This is a genomic window from Nostoc sp. UIC 10890 (assembly GCF_054786515.1).
In genome coordinates this window covers 6,314,152-6,332,514 of sequence record NZ_JBSGKF010000001.1, presented here as the reverse complement: position 1 = coordinate 6,332,514, position 18,363 = coordinate 6,314,152, and the positions used below count along the sequence as shown (strand labels likewise).

Sequence of the window (18,363 nt, the reverse complement as noted above, 5' to 3'; positions counted from 1 at the left end):
TTAAGCACTAAAGTGTTTACTACAAACCTTGCAAAATTAATGGGACTTGTGCTTTGTCGCTGCTCGATGTTCTTTTCTAGCTTGTTTGCGTTGCTGTACTGAAGCTGTTCGGCTTTCGGGGCGATGAGAATGTTGGGTAAAAGATGGCTGTTCGCTTGACTCTTGAATTAGATATCTAGCTAAGTGACTAATAGTAGGATATTGAAACATTTCAATCATAGAAAAGTCTCGCTGAAATGTTTTTTGCAATTTGCTATGAACTTGAACTAATAACAATGAATGACCACCGAGTTCAAAGAAATTATCATGAATTCCTAAATTTTCAACTTGGATTACTTCTTGCCAAATATCAGCAATAGTTTTTTCTACTTCAGTTTGAGGTGGCTGATAAACTGCTTGCAATTCTGGACGTGCAGTATTAGGTGCTGGTAAAGCTTTGCGATCGCATTTACCATTGGGTGTAAGAGGTAGCGCTTCTAGCAATACAAAAGCTGCTGGCACCATGTAACTTGGTAACTTCGATTCTAAGAAATTCCGCAACTCTGAAATTGATAGTGTTTGCCCGATGTGCGGGACTATGTATGCTACTAAACTTTGAGTATCTGTTGCCACAACTACAGTTTCTCGTACTGTTGGGTATTGGCTAATGAATGCCTCAATTTCTCCAAGTTCGATGCGGAAGCCACGAATCTTCACTTGGTAGTCAATTCGACCAATGTACTCAATTTCTCCATTGGGTAAATAGCGTGCCTTATCACCTGTTTTGTACAAACGTGTTCCCGGTTGTTCGCTCAAAGGATTGGGGATAAATTTTTCTGCGGTTAGTTCTGGACGGTTTAAATAACCCCGACCTACGCCTACACCACCAATATATAATTCGCCTGGTACTCCGATGGGGACAGGGTTAAGATTCTCATCCAAAAGATAAATTTGGATATTGGCAATTGGATAACCAATGGGAACTGTCTTTTGAGTAGTAAGACTATTTTTACACTGCCAAAAGGTGACATCTACAGCAGCTTCTGTCGGGCCATAGAGATTGTGCAGTTGGGCGTTGAGTCGATCGCCAAAGCGTTGTTGTAATTCTACTGGCAAAGCTTCACCACTGACTATTACCCGCAGTAAGGATTCACAGGTTTCCAAATTTTCTGCTTCGAGAAACACTTGCAGCATCGAAGGTACAAAATGAATTGTGGTTATTTGCTGCTGTGTAATCACATTCACTAAATAATTAGGGTCACGATGTCCTTGTGCTTTTGCTATTACTAACCGCGCACCTGTTATCAATGGCCAGAAGAATTCCCAGACTGAGACATCGAAGCTGAATGGTGTCTTTTGTAAAACTCTATCTGTGGCTGTTAGTTGATATTGGTCTTGCATCCACAGTAAGCGATTGCAAATTCCTCTGTGGGTATTCATCGCTCCTTTGGGTTTGCCTGTGGAACCGGAGGTGTAGATGACGTAAGCTAGGCGATCGCTACTAAGATGGTAATCTGGGTTCTGTTGGCGATGTTGGGCGATAATTTCCCAGTTGGTATCTAAGCAAATTAGTTTGGCTTTGTGATCTGGGAGATTTTCTACTAGCTGTTGTTGTGTTAATAAGACTGTTGGTTGTGAGTCTTCTAACATATAAGCTAGGCGCTGTTGAGGATAGCTTGGATCTAGAGGTATATATGCGCCACCTGCTTTGAGGATGGCTAATAGTCCGATTACCATCAAAAGCGATCGCTCTACACTAATTCCCACTAGCACTTCTGATTCTACTCCCAATGAACGCAGGTAATGCGCCAATTGGTTAGCTTTGGTGTTGAGTTCGCGGTAGGTTAATTGCTCATCTGCAAATACTACTGCTACGGCATCGGGTGTTTTCTCAACTTGCGCTTCAAATAATTTATGAATGGATGTTTCTTGCGGATATTCAGTTTGCGTGTTGTTCCATTGGGCAAACTGTGTCTTCTCTGCTTGAGTTAACAGTGGTAATTCTGATAAACGCTGCTGCGGATTGCCTACAATGCCTTCTAGTAAAGTCTCTAAATGATTTAATATTCGACTAACAGTAGCCCTTTCAAAGTGTCGGGTATCGTATGGAATCAACAGATGCAATGAATCTGCATCAGGCTCGACTACTAAAGTTAGGGGATAGTTCGTCTTTTCAAATGAGCGAGATTCGCTGATTCCCATGCTTTGAGCTAGGTTGCTTTGATTGGAATCTACTAGATAATTATTAAAAACTAAAAGGCTATCAAATAGTGATAAACCACGAGGGATCTCACTCCATTGTTGGATTTGTAGCAGTGGGCTGTATTCGTACTGACGCATTTCCACTTCTTGGGCTTGCAGATTTTTCAGCCAAGGCAAAAGAAAAGCATTAGCAGGTACTTCTACTCGGAGTGGCAGCGTGTTGATAAAGAGTCCCACCATAGATTCTGCCTCTAGCAACGCAGCCGGCCGGCCTGAAGATGTGGCTCCAAAAACTATATCTGACTCACCGCTATAACGGCTTAAAAGTAAAGCCCAGGCTCCTTTAAGTAAAATATTTAAGGTCAACTGATGCTTGCGTGCAAAAGATTTGAGGGCGGTTGTCAAAGAAGCCGATATCTGAATCTGTTGTCGATCATAAGCTTCTTTTTGACTAGAAAAACTAGCTGAAGTTTTACTTACCGCAATTGGTGTCGGTACGGTGAATCCTTTAAGTTTCTGTCGCCAGTAAGCTTCTGCTTTCTGCAAGTCTTGCTGTTGTAACCAAGTAATATATTCTCTGTAAAGCCGCGGACGTTCTAGATATAAATCTTTACCTTGGCAGAAGGCTTGATAAAATTGATAAAATTCGTTCCACAGCCAACTAATAGACCAGCCTTCCATGAGGATGTGGTGAAAGCTGAAGACGAATTGATAAGTATCATCAGCTACCTGAATCAATGTCAGGCGGATTAAAGGAGCTTGGGAAAGGTCAAAGCCGCGATCGCTATCTGCTTTTAAGAAAGCTTTTAGCTGCTTTTGTTGCTCTTGTAAGGATAAATTTTGCCAGTCTTGAAATTCCCACGGCAAATCTACTTGCTGATGAACGACTTGATAAGGTTTATCAAGATTTTCCCAATAAAAAGAGGTACGCAAAATCGGGTGACGATCTACAACTCGTTGCCAAGCTTTTTGGAAGGCTGAGATATCAAGTTGAGTTTGCAAGGTGAAACAAATCTGCTCGAAATACACCACCGAACTGGGTGCAGCAAGTTTGTGAAAAAGCATACCCTGCTGCATGGGTGAAAGTTCATAGATATCTTCAATATTATTGTTCATGAAAAATTCCTCCTGCCTGATTGACCAACTTGAGCCAGCAACTTAGCCAAATTTTCTTGATTGATATTTGCTGCCGCAAAGTCTGAAGGGGTGTAATCTACAGTTTCCAGCGATCGGCAGTGAGCAATTATAGACAAGAGGGCTTTGATAAAATTGTCAGATAATTTTTCTATTGTCTCTAGTCGATGCACATTCTTGCTGTAGTACCAATTAAGCTGCAACTGACCTTCGGTAATTGTCCCAATTAGATGTAACTTATGAGGACGAGTTGCTTGCAGACTGCGCGTCGCGTCAGGTAAATCTTCGGTCAATTGGAACAAGGAATTTTGGGGTAAGCTTTTAGCAATTTGACCAACGTAAAGGAATGCTACCTCTGCTTGGGGAAGTGACCGGATTTTTTCTTGAACTACTGCATCTTTATTTAAATAACGCAGTACTCCATAATCAATGCCTTCACCAGAAATACTACGTAGCTGTTCCTTAACCACTTTTAAGGCATCGCCTGGACGATCAACTTTTTCCAAGTCTAAAAGTACCGGATAAGTAGTAGTAATCCAACCTACAGTCCTGGAAATATCAACATTATCTATCCCACTGGTACTGACTTCTCGCCCATTTTCTTCAAGATCAACCAAGAGTAAATTTTCGCCTGTCCATTGGGCAAAAGCTTGGGCAAAAGCAGTAAGCAGAACTTCTTGTGTATTAGTCCGATAAACTGCTGGAACCTCCTGAAGCAGGGCTTGAGTATCTTGGTTACTCAGCGTTACTGTCACAACTTGTTCTGATGCGACATCGTTGATACTCCCAGAATAGTCTACAGGCAGAGGAGAAACTTGTTTGTGGCGATCGCTCAACCAATAATTTTGAGCTTTCTGTAAATTTGCTGAGTGGGCGTATTCCTCTAACCGCAAAGCCCATTGTTTGTAAGAGGTTGTCTTTGGTGGCAGATCAATCGCTTTTCCTTGACGGATTTGCTGATAAGCCGTTTGCAGATCCTCTAATAAGATTCGCCAAGAACCGGGATCTACTCCCAAGTGATGGCTAGCAATGAACAAGTGGTTTGATTTATTTGCACCCAAGTTAAAAAGCGCCATCCGCACAATCGGCCCTGTTGACAGGTTCAGGCTAGCTTGTAGTTGAGCAGCCGTTGTCTTCAATGCCAGTTGTTGAGCATCTGATGCCAATGCCGATAAATCTATATGTGTAAATGGTACTTCTTCCAGGCTAGCGTTCACTGCTTGCCAACCACATTCTGAGAATTTGAACCGCAAGCGAAGGGCATCATGATGTAATAGTAATTGCTGCCACGCTTGTTTTAACATCGCTGGCTCGATCACTTCTGCGGCCTCTAACAAAATTGATTGGTTCCAGTGGTGTGGTTCTGAAATATTCCGTTCAAAGAACCTATGCTGAATCGGTGTCAGGGGTAATGAACCAGTTACTAAACCTTGTTCAGCCTGAACTACTTGGGTTGTGCTTACCACCTCTGCTAATTTGGCAATGGTTTGATGTTCAAATAATTGCTGAGGAGTTAACCGCAAACCGACTTTAGCAGCTCTGGCACTGACTTGAATGCCAAGTACAGAGTCGCCACCCAACTCAAAAAAGCTATCGTGAATGCCTACTTGCCCAATACCAAGGAGTTCTTGCCAGATATTGGCGATCGCTTGCTCAACTTCACTTCGAGGGGCAATATATGCGTTATCTAGATTTGGTCTTAAATAAGATGAAGCGGAACTAGTTTTAGGTGCAAGTTGAGAATCTTGACTAAATTCAAGTTGAATCCATTTTTTGATGCTAGTTTCCAAGTCTACTGTTGATGTGACTATCTGTGTAAATTTACTTACAGCTAAAGCCCGTTTAAAAACCTCTAGTCCTTCTTGCCGCGTCATCATCGAGTCCGCACCTTTAGGCAAGGTAACTATTTCAGATGATTCTTGAGTAATCCAATCGCCATAATTGATGCTCAACCAAGGAACTAGACTTGTTTGATTGTGTTTGTGTATAAAAGCATCCGTAAATATGTGTGCTGCTGGATAGGCAGCCATACCCATTACTCCCAAAACAGATGCTAATGACGATATGACTACGCAAAAATCAAGCTGTTTTCCTTGTAATATCTTTTCTAAGACAAACAATCCGTAGCCTGTGGAGTGTAATTGATTTTCACACTCAGTTTTACTAATCTGTTGAACAGTGTTGTAAACTCTCACAGTTGCAGCATGAATCACACCATGAATCTCGCCAAAGCGGTTTGATGCTTGAGCTATGACTGCTTGCATTTGTTCGAGATTGCCAACATCGGCGCGACAAATTAAAACTGATGCACCCAATGCTTCTAATGCTTGTATTTTTTGAATTTTGCGACTGATGCGATCGCTTTCATCATGAGTTGCCAGCCATTGATACCACTCTGGTTTCGCGGGTAAACTCGAACGACCTGTAAGAATCAGCTTAACACGGGCTGTTTGGGCGAGATATTCTGCTAGCACCAAACCAACATCTCCCAAACCACCAACGATTAAATATACTCCCCCTTCTCTGATGGGAATTGTTTCTTGATCTGGTTCTTCTAGTCGTATTGGTTCAAAAGTTTGCACCCAGCGATGTTTACCACGGTAAGCAACTATATTTTCGGTTGCCGTTTGAGTAAGTTCTGTTACAAGTTGTTTTACGAGTTGATTTTCTTGGGATGTTTCTGGTTCAGGAATGACTACATCAATGTGACGACAAGTGATATTGGGATACTCTTGGGGAATTACTTTACAAATTCCGATGACAGTTGCTTGTTCAGGACACAACTCTTCATCGCCATTTACCTCCTGCACATTGTTGGTTGCTACCAGAATTTGGACATCTGTAATTTCTTGTTTGCCCAATGCCTGGGCTAAGAAAAGTAAACTATAAAAACCATTATTTTGACACTCTTCAAAGAACTGATGCTTGGATTCTCCTTGTGGTTTGGGAGTCAAACTCCAAAAATGGGATATTGCATTTGGTTTGAAATCCCATAGTTCCTTCAGCAAGGCATCATAGTCACAGCTAGCTTGGGGATTAATTGTGTAAGCCAAATCGCCTAACTTGGTAAACTGCTCTCCAACCGTCACAGTAATGACATCATGCCCTTCTAATTCCAACTGTTTTGCAACTTGTGAACCAATACCAATAGTATCAATAAAGACCAAGCAACATAATTTTTGTGCTGATTTTGATGATATGTGCAAAGAGCGTTTCCAAGAAGGGATATAAAACCAGTCAGCAATATTGGGTTTTTTCTTATGTAATGTTGGTGGTGATAGCTGTGCTAAAGCAGCTTCCGGGTTAGCATCAATCCAGTAACGCTGACGTTCAAAAGGATAGGTCGGTAAGGGAATGCGATTGCATTGTTCATGAACATAAAAACCAGACCAATCTATTTTTACCCCTGCCAGCCACAGGCGGCTGAATGTGTTCATTAAGAAGGCGACATCTGATTGTTGCTCATAAGAATGCCGCAGGGAAGGCAGCATTAATGATTTAGCTTTATCGTTACTTTCTAGACATTGCGATGCAAAACTAATTAATGCTTGACCAGAACCAACTTCCAATAAAATGGGATGATCTTTTTGCCATAATTGTTGAACTCCATCAGCAAAGCGTACTGCTTGACAGAGATGCTGCACCCAATAACTGGGGTCTGTTGCTTGATCTGCTGTAATCCAAGTTCCTGTGACGTTAGATAAATAGGGAATTTTCGGGGGTTTGAGGCTGAATGTGTTCACCAAATTGTGAAAACTTGGTGCGATCGCCTCCATCATCACAGAATGAAAAGCATGGGAAGTTTGTAACCGCTTACCAACTAAACCCTGTTGGCTCAACTGTTGTTCTAAGGCTTCAATAGCATCTGTGTAACCTGCAATCACACACAACGATGAGCCGTTAATTGCAGACAGGGAGATTTTATCATTCAACAGGGGCTGAATTTCTGACTCTGAGAGAGCGATCGCTAGCATTGCCCCACTTGGCAACTCTTGAATCATTTGCGCTCTTTTCGCTACCAGAGTTAAAGCATCTTCTAGAGATAAAACCTCGGCTAGAGTTGCCGCTACATATTCACCAATACTATAGCCAATCATTGCCGAAGGACGAATCCCCCACGATATCCACAACTGAGCTAAAGCGTATTCGATGACGAAAATAGCTGGTTGAGTGAGAAAAGTTTGATTCAGCTTTTGAGTGGCAACATCTGCTTGTTCCGTCCCCCGACCTAACATTTTTCGCAAATCAAACCCAGCAGAGAAAGTATTTTGCTGATTTCCATTGTTACTGTTGCGATTGGGATACAAAACATCTCGCAAATCAAGATGAAGATGCCCTTTAAGGAATTCGCAACATTGGTCAACACAGGCACGAAATGTTGGCTCAGTTTGATAAAGTTCAAGAGCCATATCAACATAGTGAGTTCCTAGCCCAGAAAACATGAATGCTACAGGGCGTTCTTGAGTTTTTTGAGTATTGGTAAAAACTCGCTTTGGTTCTTGAAGTGCATTGACAGCATCTTGAATATCTCGGCAGACAACTGCACGCCGATAGTCGAAATTTCTACGCCCAATCTGTAATGTGTAAGCCACATCAGCCAGGTTTAAATCGGGATGTTCTCGCAAATAATTAGCAAGATTTGTTGTAGCTGTTTCCAACGCCGATTCTGTTTTGGCAGAAAGAACTAATAGATGATATTTTCTCCCCTGCTCCCCTGCTCCCCTGCTCCCCTGCTCCCCTAAAGCCGGCGCTTCTTCAAGAATCACATGGACATTCGTTCCCCCTAAACCAAAGGAACTAACTCCTGCACGCCGGGGAATACCATTTGTTTCCCACTCAGAAAGTTGGGTGTTGACGTAGAAAGGACTATTGGTAAAGTCAATTTCAGGATTTGGCAGCTCAAAGTGTAAGCTTGGTGGTATCTGTTTGTGCTTGAGTGCCAGAACGGTTTTAATTAATCCCGTCACACCAGCGGCAGTATCCAAATGCCCGATATTGGTTTTGACTGAACCAATGGCACAAAAACCTTTTTTCTGAGTACTTGAGCGAAAAGCTTGTGTCAGGGCAGCGATTTCTATCGGATCTCCTAAGACTGTTCCAGTCCCGTGAGCCTCAACATAAGTGATGGTTTCCGCTTCTACTTCGGCGACTATTTGGGCTGTTCTAATTGCCTTTGCTTGGGTATCGATGCGGGGCGCTGTGTAGCTGACTTTAAATGAACCATCATTATTGATTGCTGATCCTTTGATTACAGCATGAATAGTGTCGCGATCGCTAATAGCCTCTTCTAATCGTTTCAACACTACAATACCTACACCCTCGCCGCCTACAGATCCCTTGGCTTTGGCATCAAAGGCACGGCAATGTCCGTCAGGAGAAGCTATTCCTCCTTCTGTGTACATATATCCGGCTTTTCTTTCCGCACTGATAGCAACACCACCAGCTAAAGCAATATCACATTCCCCATTCAGCAAACTTTGGCAAGCCAAATGAACAGCAACTAATGAAGTTGAACAGGCAGTTTGTACAGCATAACTAGGCCCCTCTAAGTTGAGTTTGTAAGAAACGCGGGTGGTTAAAAAATCTTTATTACCTGCAATCACAAGTTGCTGAGAATCAACCGAGTTGATGATATTTTGATTTAAATAAATATTAAGTAAATAGGTGTTTAAACTAGAGCCAGCATAAACTCCGACAGCACCTTTATAAGTTTGTGAATCATATCCAGCATTTTCTAAAGCTGACCAAGCACACTCAAGAAAAATTCGGTGTTGTGGATCGGTAATTTCTGCTTCTCTAGGATTAAAGCCAAAGAATGAAGCATCAAATAATTCTGCATCTTCTAATATAGCCTGTGCTTTGACATAGTTAGGGTCATTTAATATAGATGAATTTATCCCTGCTGATAAGAGTTCTTCATCAGTGAAAAAAGAAATTGATTCTCTGCCATTTTGGAGATTATCCCAAAACTCATCAATATTTTTAGCTCCAGGAAATCGCCCTGATAAACCGATAATTGCTATTTCTGAGCCATTTAGAGAAGTTGAGTCTGTCGGAATACTCATAATTTTACTTTATCCTTAAATATTATTTTCAATAGATTTCAGCTTTTGCAGACGTTTTCTTTGTTGAGATTTACCGCCGGCAATTTTTTCGGTAACTATTTCTGTTACATCAGAAGATATTTGTTGACTTTTAATTTGATTAATATAATCTGCTAAAGAGCTTATGGTGGGATATCTAAATAAGTCAATTACAGATAAATCTTTCTTAAATATTTCACGCAATTTGCTGTGAACTTGAACCAAAAGCAATGAATGGCCACCGAGTTCAAAGAAATTATCATGAATTCCTACAGATTCGATTTGAAGGGCATTTTGCCAAATATCGGCAATAGTTTGTTCTACCTCTGTTTGAGGTGGCTGATAAACTGCCTCCAATTCTGGGCGTGTAGTATCTGGTGCTGGTAAAGCCTTGCGATCGCATTTACCATTGGGTGTAAGAGGTAGTGCTTCTAGCAATACAAAAGCTGCTGGAACCATGTAGCTTGGTAGTTGTGACTCTAGAAAGTGACGCAGTTCAGCAATTGCTAGTGTTTGCTCTGTTTGCGGAACTATGTATGCAACCAAACGTTGAGCATCTATTGCCACAACTACAGTTTCGCGGACTGCGGGATATTGACTAATGAGCGCTTCAATTTCTCCCAGTTCAATACGGAAACCGCGAATCTTCACCTGATCATCAATACGCCCCAGGTATTCAATATCTCCATTGGGCAAATAACGCCCCAAGTCACCAGTCTTATATAAGCGTTCGGAATTTCCCCAGCTTCCCTGCTCCCCTGCTCCCCTGTCTCTTCGGAAGGGATGAGAAATAAACCTTTGGGTTGTTAATTCTGGTCGATTTAAATAACCTCGTGCGACACCAGCACCACCAATATACATTTCACCCTTGACTCCAATTGGTACTGGTTGTTGATATTGATCTAATAAATAAACTTGTAAGTCAGGGATGGGACGACCAATGATGCTTCCTAGTCCTATTTCTAAGTCTGCCTTTGTTATTGGCCGATAGGTAACATGGACAGTTGTTTCTGTGATCCCGTACATATTGACTAACTGAGGAAAGCTATCATCATGACGCTCAAACCAAGGTCTTAAACTTTCCAGTTGCAGCGCTTCTCCACCAAAGATCACCAATCGCAGATTTAGCTCTTTGGCAGTTCCCAAAGATTCTTCTACCTGTATGAGTTGAGAGAAAGCGGAAGGTGTTTGGTTAAGTACCGTCACTTGCTGTGTTACCAACAATTTGTAAAAGTCTTCGGGCGAACGACTTAGCCAATAAGGTACTATTACTAATTTTCCGCCATATAGCAGCGCCCCCCAGAGTTCCCAAACGGAAAAATCAAAGGCTATGGAATGAAACAGTGTCCAGACATCATCTTGATTAAATTTATACCAGGGTTCAGTTGCTATAAACAGACGAACAACATTGCTGTGATTGACTAACACGCCTTTGGGTTGACCTGTTGAGCCAGATGTATAGATGATATAAGCCAAGTTATCAGTTGTACAATTACTGATTGGATTTTGTTCGCTGTGCTGAACTATTGTTTCCCTATCTGTATCTAAACAAATAATCCTAGTTTGATCTTGGGGTAAATTCTCTATCAGGTGTTGCTGGGTTAGTAATACTGACACCTGAGCATCCTGCAATATGAAAGCTAACCGTTCTGGTGGATATGCCGGGTCGAGTGGGATATATGCACCGCCTGCTTTGAGGATGCCTAATATTGCAATCACCATAGAGAGCGATGCCTCCGGCAACGTCTCCGACGAACGCTCTACACAAATTCCCACCAGTACTTCTGATTTTACTCCCAATGAACGGAGATAATGCGCCAATTGGTTAGCTTTGGTGTTGAGTTCGCGGTAGGTTAACTGGTGATTTTCATATACTACTGCGATCGCATCGGGTGTGCTTTCTACCTGAGACTCAAACCATTCATGAATGCATTTTTCTGGCAGATACTCACTCTTAGTATCATTCCACTCCACGAATAGCTGATGTTGTTCAGGTTGTGTTAATAGTGGTAATTCTGAAAGCCGTAGCTTCGGATTTGCCACAATACCTTGAAGCAATATCTGCAAATGTCCGGCTATTCGGCTGATGGTGCTGGCTTCAAATAAATCAGTGTTGTACTCTAGTGTGCCAAATAGTCCCTGTTGTGTTTCTGTGATTTCTAAAGTCAAATCAAATTTGGCACTACCACTTTCAATAGCCAAAGAACTTAAAGTTAGACCAGGCAACTTTAAATCTGACATGGGTGCATTTTGCAGCACAAACATCACTTGAAATAGTGGTGTGTGGCTCAAGTCTCGCTGTGGTTGTAGTTCTTCTACCAAAAGTTCAAAAGGCAAATCTTGATGTGCATAAGCTCCCAATGCCACTTCCCGCACACGGGTTAGTAACTCTTCAAAGGTAGGATTACCAGCGAAATTAGTTCGCAAGACCAAAGTATTGACAAAAAATCCAATTAACCCTTCTATTTCTGCCCGATTGCGGTTAGCGATGGGCGAACCGACCACAATATCTTCGCTGCTAGTGTAACGCCATAGCAGAGTTTGGAAAGCTGCTAACAAGGTCATAAATAAAGTACTTCCTTGCTGCTGGCTGAATTGATTCAGAGCTACGGATAACTCTGAAGATAGTTCAAATGAATAGGTTGCACCCCGAAAAGTCTGAATCGCTGGTCTGGGATGGTCAGTGGGTAACTCTAATACTTTTGGTGCGTTTTCTAAGTGCTTTAGCCAGTAAGATATCTGAGATTGTAGGACTTCTTTTTGCAGCCATTGCCGCTGCCAAGCTGCAAAGTCTACATAGTGAACAGGAAATTCAGCTAAGGGTAAGGGTTGCTCATCGCAGAAGGCTTGATAAAGTGTTACCAACTCACGTACCAGCACACCGATTGACCACCCATCAGAGACAATGTGGTGCATTGTGAATAACACTACATATTCTGCTTCACTCAGGCGTATTAGTTTCACCCGCAATAACAGGTCATTTTTAAGATCAAATGGTTGTTGTGCTTCTGCTAATGCTAGTTGTCTAACTTGAGCTTCTTGTTCATTTGTAGACAATTCACTGATGTCAAATATGGGCAATGTTAATGATGTCTCTGAAGAGATGATAGCTACGGGTTGCCCTTCTTTTGCCTGAAAGTTAGTCCGTAAAGCTTCGTGACGGCGGATAATTTCGTTGAAACTTTGTTGTAGTGCCTTGATGTGCAATTGTCCTTGGAGTCGGACAGCCGCAGGAATGTTGTAGAAGGAACTATTGGGATCTAACTGAGCCAGAAACCATAACCGTTGCTGGGCAAAAGATAGGGGTAATTCGTGTAAACGCGAAATTCGCTCAATGTTTGCTATTTGACTTTCTGAGCCTATCCTGGTGGCTTTTTCGATGTCTTTAGCCAGCCCAATTATTGTTGGTTTTTCAAATACGCGCCGTAAGGGAAACTCTACTTGAAAGACTTGCCGAATTTGAGAAATTAGACGAGTCGCTAATAGGGAATGCCCTCCCACTTCAAAGAAGTTATCGTAAATGCTGATCTCAATACCAAGTAACTTTGTCCAGATACTAACTAGTATCTCTTCAATTGGTGTAGAAGGAGCGACAAAATTTGATTGAGATATTAACTGTGTTTGACTAGGTGTAGGTAAAGCTTTGCGATCAACTTTACCATTAGGTGTGAGTGGTAGTGCTTCTAGGATCACAAAAGCTGTTGGCACCATGTAGCTTGGTAACTTCGATTCTAAGAAATTCCGCAACTCTGAAATTGCCAGCGTTTGCTCGGTGCGTGTAACTATGTATGCTACTAAACTTTGAGTATCTGTTGCCACAACTACAGTTTCTCGTACTACTGGGTATTGGCTAATGAGTGCTTCAATTTCTCCGAGTTCTATACGGAAGCCGCGAATCTTCACTTGGTAGTCAATACGTCCCAGGTACTCAATCTCTCCATTGGGTAAATAGCGTGCTTTATCTCCGGTTTTGTAGAGACGTGTTGCTTCTTGGCTAAAGGGATTGGAGATAAATTTTTCGGCTGTCAGTTCTGGACGGTTGAGATAACCCCGTGCCAATCCTTTGCCGCCAATACACAGTTCGCCTGGTACACCAACAGGAACTAACTGATGATATTGATCTAGGATATAAAGTTGTGTATTAGCGATCGCACCACTTATTGGTACAGTACTGTTAACTGTTTTTACTAGACTAGCTGCTGACCAAATGGTGGTTTCAGTCGGGCCATACATATTCCACAGGGCATCACATCGGTTGAGTAACTGATTTGCTAATTGTCCCGGTAAGGCTTCGCCACCACACAAGATTTTTAACGAATGATTGCCACTCCAACCAGCTGCCAAAAGTAACTGCCAAGTAGCTGGTGTAGCTTGCATGACTGTAGCTTTTGAGTCAGACAATTTTGCTGACAACAATGCTCCATCTGAGGCAGTTTCTTGACTGGCAATTACCAAACAAGCGCCTGTGATGATTGGTACAAAAAGTTCTAACGCCGCAATGTCAAAGGATATGGTAGTAACAGCTAGTAAGATATCTTGCTCTGTTAACCCTGGTTTTTGGCGCATAGCTTGCAAGAAGTTGCTTAAAGCGCTGTGGGGAATCTGGACACCTTTAGGTTTGCCTGTGGAACCAGAGGTATAAATTACATAAGCTAGGTTGTCAGCACTTAGTTTACGAAGTATATTGTCTTGGCTCTGTTGGGCAATCAAGTGCCAATCAGCATCTAAACATACTACTTTGGCTTTGTGTTGGGGCATTACCTCCATTAGTGAGGCTTGCGTCAGCAACACTGCCACTTGCGAATCTTCTAGTATAAATGCTAACCGTTCTTGGGGATAACTTGGATCTAATGGTAAGTAAGCACCACCTGCTTTGAGGATGCCTAACAATCCAATTATCATATCAAGCGAACGCTCTACACAAATCCCTACTAGTACTTCTGGTTTGACACCTAAAGTTTGCAAATGGTGCGCTAACTGGTTTGCTTTAACATTTAGTTGCCGATAAGTAAGTTGTTCTTCCTCAAAAACCACTGCCACAGCGTCCGGTGTTCTTTCTACCTGCGCTTCAAATAATTCCTGGATGCACTTATCTTGAGGGTAATTGATAGTAGTATCATTCCAGTCAAGCAACAGAGTTTGACGCTCTGTCTCTGTCAACAGTGGCAAATCTAATAAGCGCTTCTCTGGATGGGTGACAATAGCTTCGAGCAAATTAGTAAAATGCCCAATCATCCGGTCAATAGTGGCAGCATCAAACAAGTCTGTGCTGTACTCCCACCAACCCCAAAGTTCTGGATTGGCATCTACCACAGACAGTGTTAAATCGAATTTTGCTGTTTGACTATGATTTTGCAGCCATTTTAAAGTCAAATCAGGTAACATCAAATCTTTTTTGCTGTCTTCTAGCCAATCAAACATGACTTGAAACAGAGGTGTCTGACTCAGATGGCGCTCAGGGTGAAGTTCTTCTACTAGTCGCTCGAAAGTTATATCAGCATGAGCATAAGCATTTACGCAGACTTCGCGTACTCGCTTGAGTAATTCTAAAAAGCTTGGATTCCCAGAAAGGTCAGTACGTAGTACCAGAGTGTTGACAAAAAAACCAATTAACCCTTCTATATCAGCATGGTTGCGGTTAGCTATAGGGGAGCCAATGCAAATGTCTTGTTGGTTTGTGTAACGGTACAACTGTGCTTGAAATGCCGCTAATAGGGTCATAAATAGAGTGACCCCTTGGCGGTTGCTTAAAGACTTAAGCTTTTGAGTTAAGCCTGATGATAGCTTAAAAGTTGCGATCGCACCCTTGAAGCTTTGCACCGGGGGGCGAGGACGGTCTGTCGGCATTAAAGTAGTAGAAGCATCTGCTAATTGTTGCTTCCAATAAGCAAGTTGAGTTTTTTCTCGCTCCCCTTGTAGCCACTGATGCTGCCAAACAGAAAAGTCTGGATATTGAATGGGCAGTTCTGAAAGTGGGGAAGATTTTCCAGCACAGAAGGCTGCATATAGTGCTGCTAATTCTTGGGTTAGCACTTGTACCGACCAGCCATCACAAACAATATGGTGAATACTGAATAACAGTAGATGTTCTTGTTCACCTGTCTGCAATAACATTCCTTGCAGCAAAGGGCCGGATGCTAAGTCAAAAGGTTTTTGGATAATATCATTCGTCAATCGCTCAACTTCAGATGCTTGCAATGCTGCTGTTTGTTCACTCAAGCTCACTACTGGCAAGGCTACAGTTAAAGTTGGATGAATCACTTGAACTGGTTGCCCTTCTAACAACTCAAAGGTTGTACGCAGAGATTCATGACGACTAACAATTTCATTAATACTTTTATTTAATGCTACTAAATTCAATACACCTTCTAAGTGTATTGTTACTAATTCATTATAAGCAACGCTTTGGGGTTCCAGTTGTTGAAAAAGCCATAACCGCTGTTGAGCAAAAGACAGAGCCACAGGACTCTGCTGAGAACGTCGAGGAATAACTATTTGTGGGGTATTAGACTCAGATTCACCCCGTAAACGCTTTTCTAAAATTGCTCTTTTTGCAGGTGAAAGTTGAGAACGTCGTTGAGAAATAGTGTCTTTTCTAATATTCATAAATATTGTGTTGAATTTTTAATAAATAATTACTATGACACTTCTAAGTCACTTGCAAAAAATTCTTTATTCCTCGAAGTCTCTGTCTATTATGATTTAAGTATTTATCTCAAACTTTACATAGGGAGGTACTGGCTGTATTCGTTTTAAATCGTTCTCAAAAATAACTATATTGCCACTATTTTTAATTTCTTTAAAACCTGCAAATTTATAAGCTATATACATCATGCGATTACGATTATTTGACACAAACTCTGCAAGCAAACGCACATTGTTACTTTGCGCTAGACTCATGACATAGTTCAACATAATTGTGCCAACTCCCCTAGACATAACGCGACAAGACATTAGCAATAGCTTGATTGTCCAGACATTTGCTTGGCATTCAATCAAAACTAATCCTATTTGACCGTAGCTCCCATATTTATCTTCTAAACTGGCAATTAGCAGTTTGTGGTTCTCCGAGGAGCGAAAATGATTGAGTTCATCATAAGAGTAGGTGTAACCAGTTGTGTTTAATTGGTTGGTTCGTAATGTTAATTCTTCTGCTCGTTGTAAATCCTCTTCTTTGGCAAAAGATATCGTGAAATTCATATTGAGAGTAGCTAAGAATTCCTCTCCTGTGCCAATAAATTCTTTTTCTGCTTGTTGACGTTCTATATCACTAAGATACATCAATCTTCTCATGCGAGAATCTTCTGTAATAAAACGGGGATTCATCACTGGCATATCTAAAATATGCTCTATTTGATCTGCATTGATACAGAGGATATCTGGCAAAGAAAACTTGACTTCTTCGAGTTCAAATATCTGGTCATCAATGAAAGCGATCGCATCCAGACCAATATTTAATAGTTTAGCAATTTCTTGTACAGAACTAACTTTAGAATTCCAATTAATTTGAGGATATAAAAAGTATTCTTTTAGCCCAAATTCTTGGAGTTTAACTAAAGCTGTAGAATCATCATTCTTACTGGCAATTGATTGTAAAAGACCGCGATTATCCAAATCATGAATAATCTTAACTATACCTCTTCGTAAAGAGACTTGCTCATCTTCCAACAAAACTCCATGCCAAAGTGTATTATCTAAATCCCAAATCACACATTTAATAACTTTTTTATCTGCCTGTTGAAGATTTATAAGTTGGCTGGTATCACTAATCATATTTTAAACTCTCTCTACTAATTTCTTACCCATAACATTAGGCACTGTTGATAGAAGATAATTCTGATAGCCTGACTCAGCAATAGTAATTTCTTGAATTTGCGTACTACCTTCAATAACTTCCATAATTTTAGAGTCTCGTAAATACCTTTCAACTGGGTATTCACTACTACACCCATTACCACCATGAATTTGTACAGCATCATTCGCTATTTTTGTAGCTGTTGTAGAAGCAAAATACTTAGCAATTGAAGTCTCTATAATCGAGTTGGGATCGTTAATCTCTTTGAGATAACCAGCTTGATAACATAGCAGTCTTGCAGCTTTGACATTAGTTATCATCTGAGTGATCTTTTGGCGAATTAATTGATGCTCTTTCAGATAAACATCAAACTGTTTTCGCTCGCTTGTATACTGAATACAGGCTTCTAAACAAGCTTGGGCAATACCTACACAACCCCATGCTACACTATATCTCCCATAATCAAGTGCAGAAGCAGCAATATAAGAAAATCCAAAACCTAATTTACCTACTAAATTTTCTAGAGGCACATAACAGTCAGCAAACTGCAATTCTGCTAACATTGAAGCCTTAACACCTAAAATCCCAGAAATTGGTTTGATTGACAACCCTGGACTATTTTTTTCAACCAAAAAAGCAGTAGGTTTACCTTCAAATTTGGCAAATACTAAAAACACATCTGCTATCTGTCCATAGGTAATCCATTTCTTTTGCCCATTTAAGATATAACCATTTCCATCAAGTGTTGCTGTTGTTTCTACACTTTTAGCATCGCTACCTACATTTGGTTCGCTTAATGCAAAAGCGCCGATAATTTCACCAGATGCTAATTTTGGCAGCCAATATTCTTTTTGAGATTTAGTACCCCATTTACTAAGAGTATGAGCAACCATGCTGTGAACTGTGAGCAAACTCCTAATAGAAGAACATCCTCTGCCAATTTCTTCGTTGAGAATCCCATAGGTGATCATATCCATTTTTTGACCACCAAATACTTGAGGTATCATAGCACCTAAAAAGCCATGATTAGCTAATTTTCTAATAATTTTTGGTGGCGTAAATTCCTGGCGATCGCATTCACTTGCATGAGGGCATATTTCCTCGTTTACAAAGGCTCTAAATTCAGCTTGAGCATTTTTTTGCTGAGTAGATAATTCTAGTTTCATATCC

General features: G+C 41.2%; 5 protein-coding genes. All 5 read right to left on the bottom strand.

Annotation, left to right across the window (positions count from 1 at the left end):
• Nucleotides 1-36: 36 nt before the first annotated feature.
• Nucleotides 37-3,297, bottom strand: coding sequence for an amino acid adenylation domain-containing protein (locus ACWATR_RS26155; protein WP_460338750.1), 3,261 nt, complete (start codon nucleotides 3,295-3,297; stop codon nucleotides 37-39).
• A complete protein-coding gene (locus ACWATR_RS26150) occupies nucleotides 3,294-9,380 on the bottom strand; it encodes a type I polyketide synthase (protein WP_460338748.1) in 6,087 nt (2,028 codons plus the stop codon). The genes ACWATR_RS26155 and ACWATR_RS26150 overlap by 4 nt, the downstream gene beginning before the upstream one ends.
• Before the next feature lie 15 nt (nucleotides 9,381-9,395).
• The gene (locus ACWATR_RS26145; RefSeq protein ID WP_460338746.1) at nucleotides 9,396-16,004 is read right to left on the bottom strand and encodes an amino acid adenylation domain-containing protein; all 6,609 of its coding nucleotides are present in this window, start codon (nucleotides 16,002-16,004) and stop codon (nucleotides 9,396-9,398) included.
• A gap of 96 nt (nucleotides 16,005-16,100) precedes the next feature.
• Nucleotides 16,101-17,171 (bottom strand): HAD-IIIC family phosphatase, encoded by a 1,071-nt coding sequence (locus ACWATR_RS26140; protein WP_460338744.1) that lies wholly within the window; start codon nucleotides 17,169-17,171, stop codon nucleotides 16,101-16,103.
• Nucleotides 17,172-17,174: 3 nt separating this feature from the next.
• The gene (locus ACWATR_RS26135) at nucleotides 17,175-18,359 is read right to left on the bottom strand and encodes an acyl-CoA dehydrogenase family protein (protein WP_460338742.1); all 1,185 of its coding nucleotides are present in this window, start codon (nucleotides 18,357-18,359) and stop codon (nucleotides 17,175-17,177) included.
• Nucleotides 18,360-18,363: the final 4 nt, after the last annotated feature.

Coding starts and splice junctions, on each gene's coding strand:
- ACWATR_RS26140 (WP_460338744.1), bottom strand. CDS start 17,171: ATGATTAGTGATACCAGCCAACTTATAAATCTTCAACAGGCAGATAAA.
- ACWATR_RS26145 (WP_460338746.1), bottom strand. CDS start 16,004: ATGAATATTAGAAAAGACACTATTTCTCAACGACGTTCTCAACTTTCA.
- ACWATR_RS26155 (WP_460338750.1), bottom strand. CDS start 3,297: ATGAACAATAATATTGAAGATATCTATGAACTTTCACCCATGCAGCAG.
- ACWATR_RS26150 (WP_460338748.1), bottom strand. CDS start 9,380: ATGAGTATTCCGACAGACTCAACTTCTCTAAATGGCTCAGAAATAGCA.
- ACWATR_RS26135 (WP_460338742.1), bottom strand. CDS start 18,359: ATGAAACTAGAATTATCTACTCAGCAAAAAAATGCTCAAGCTGAATTT.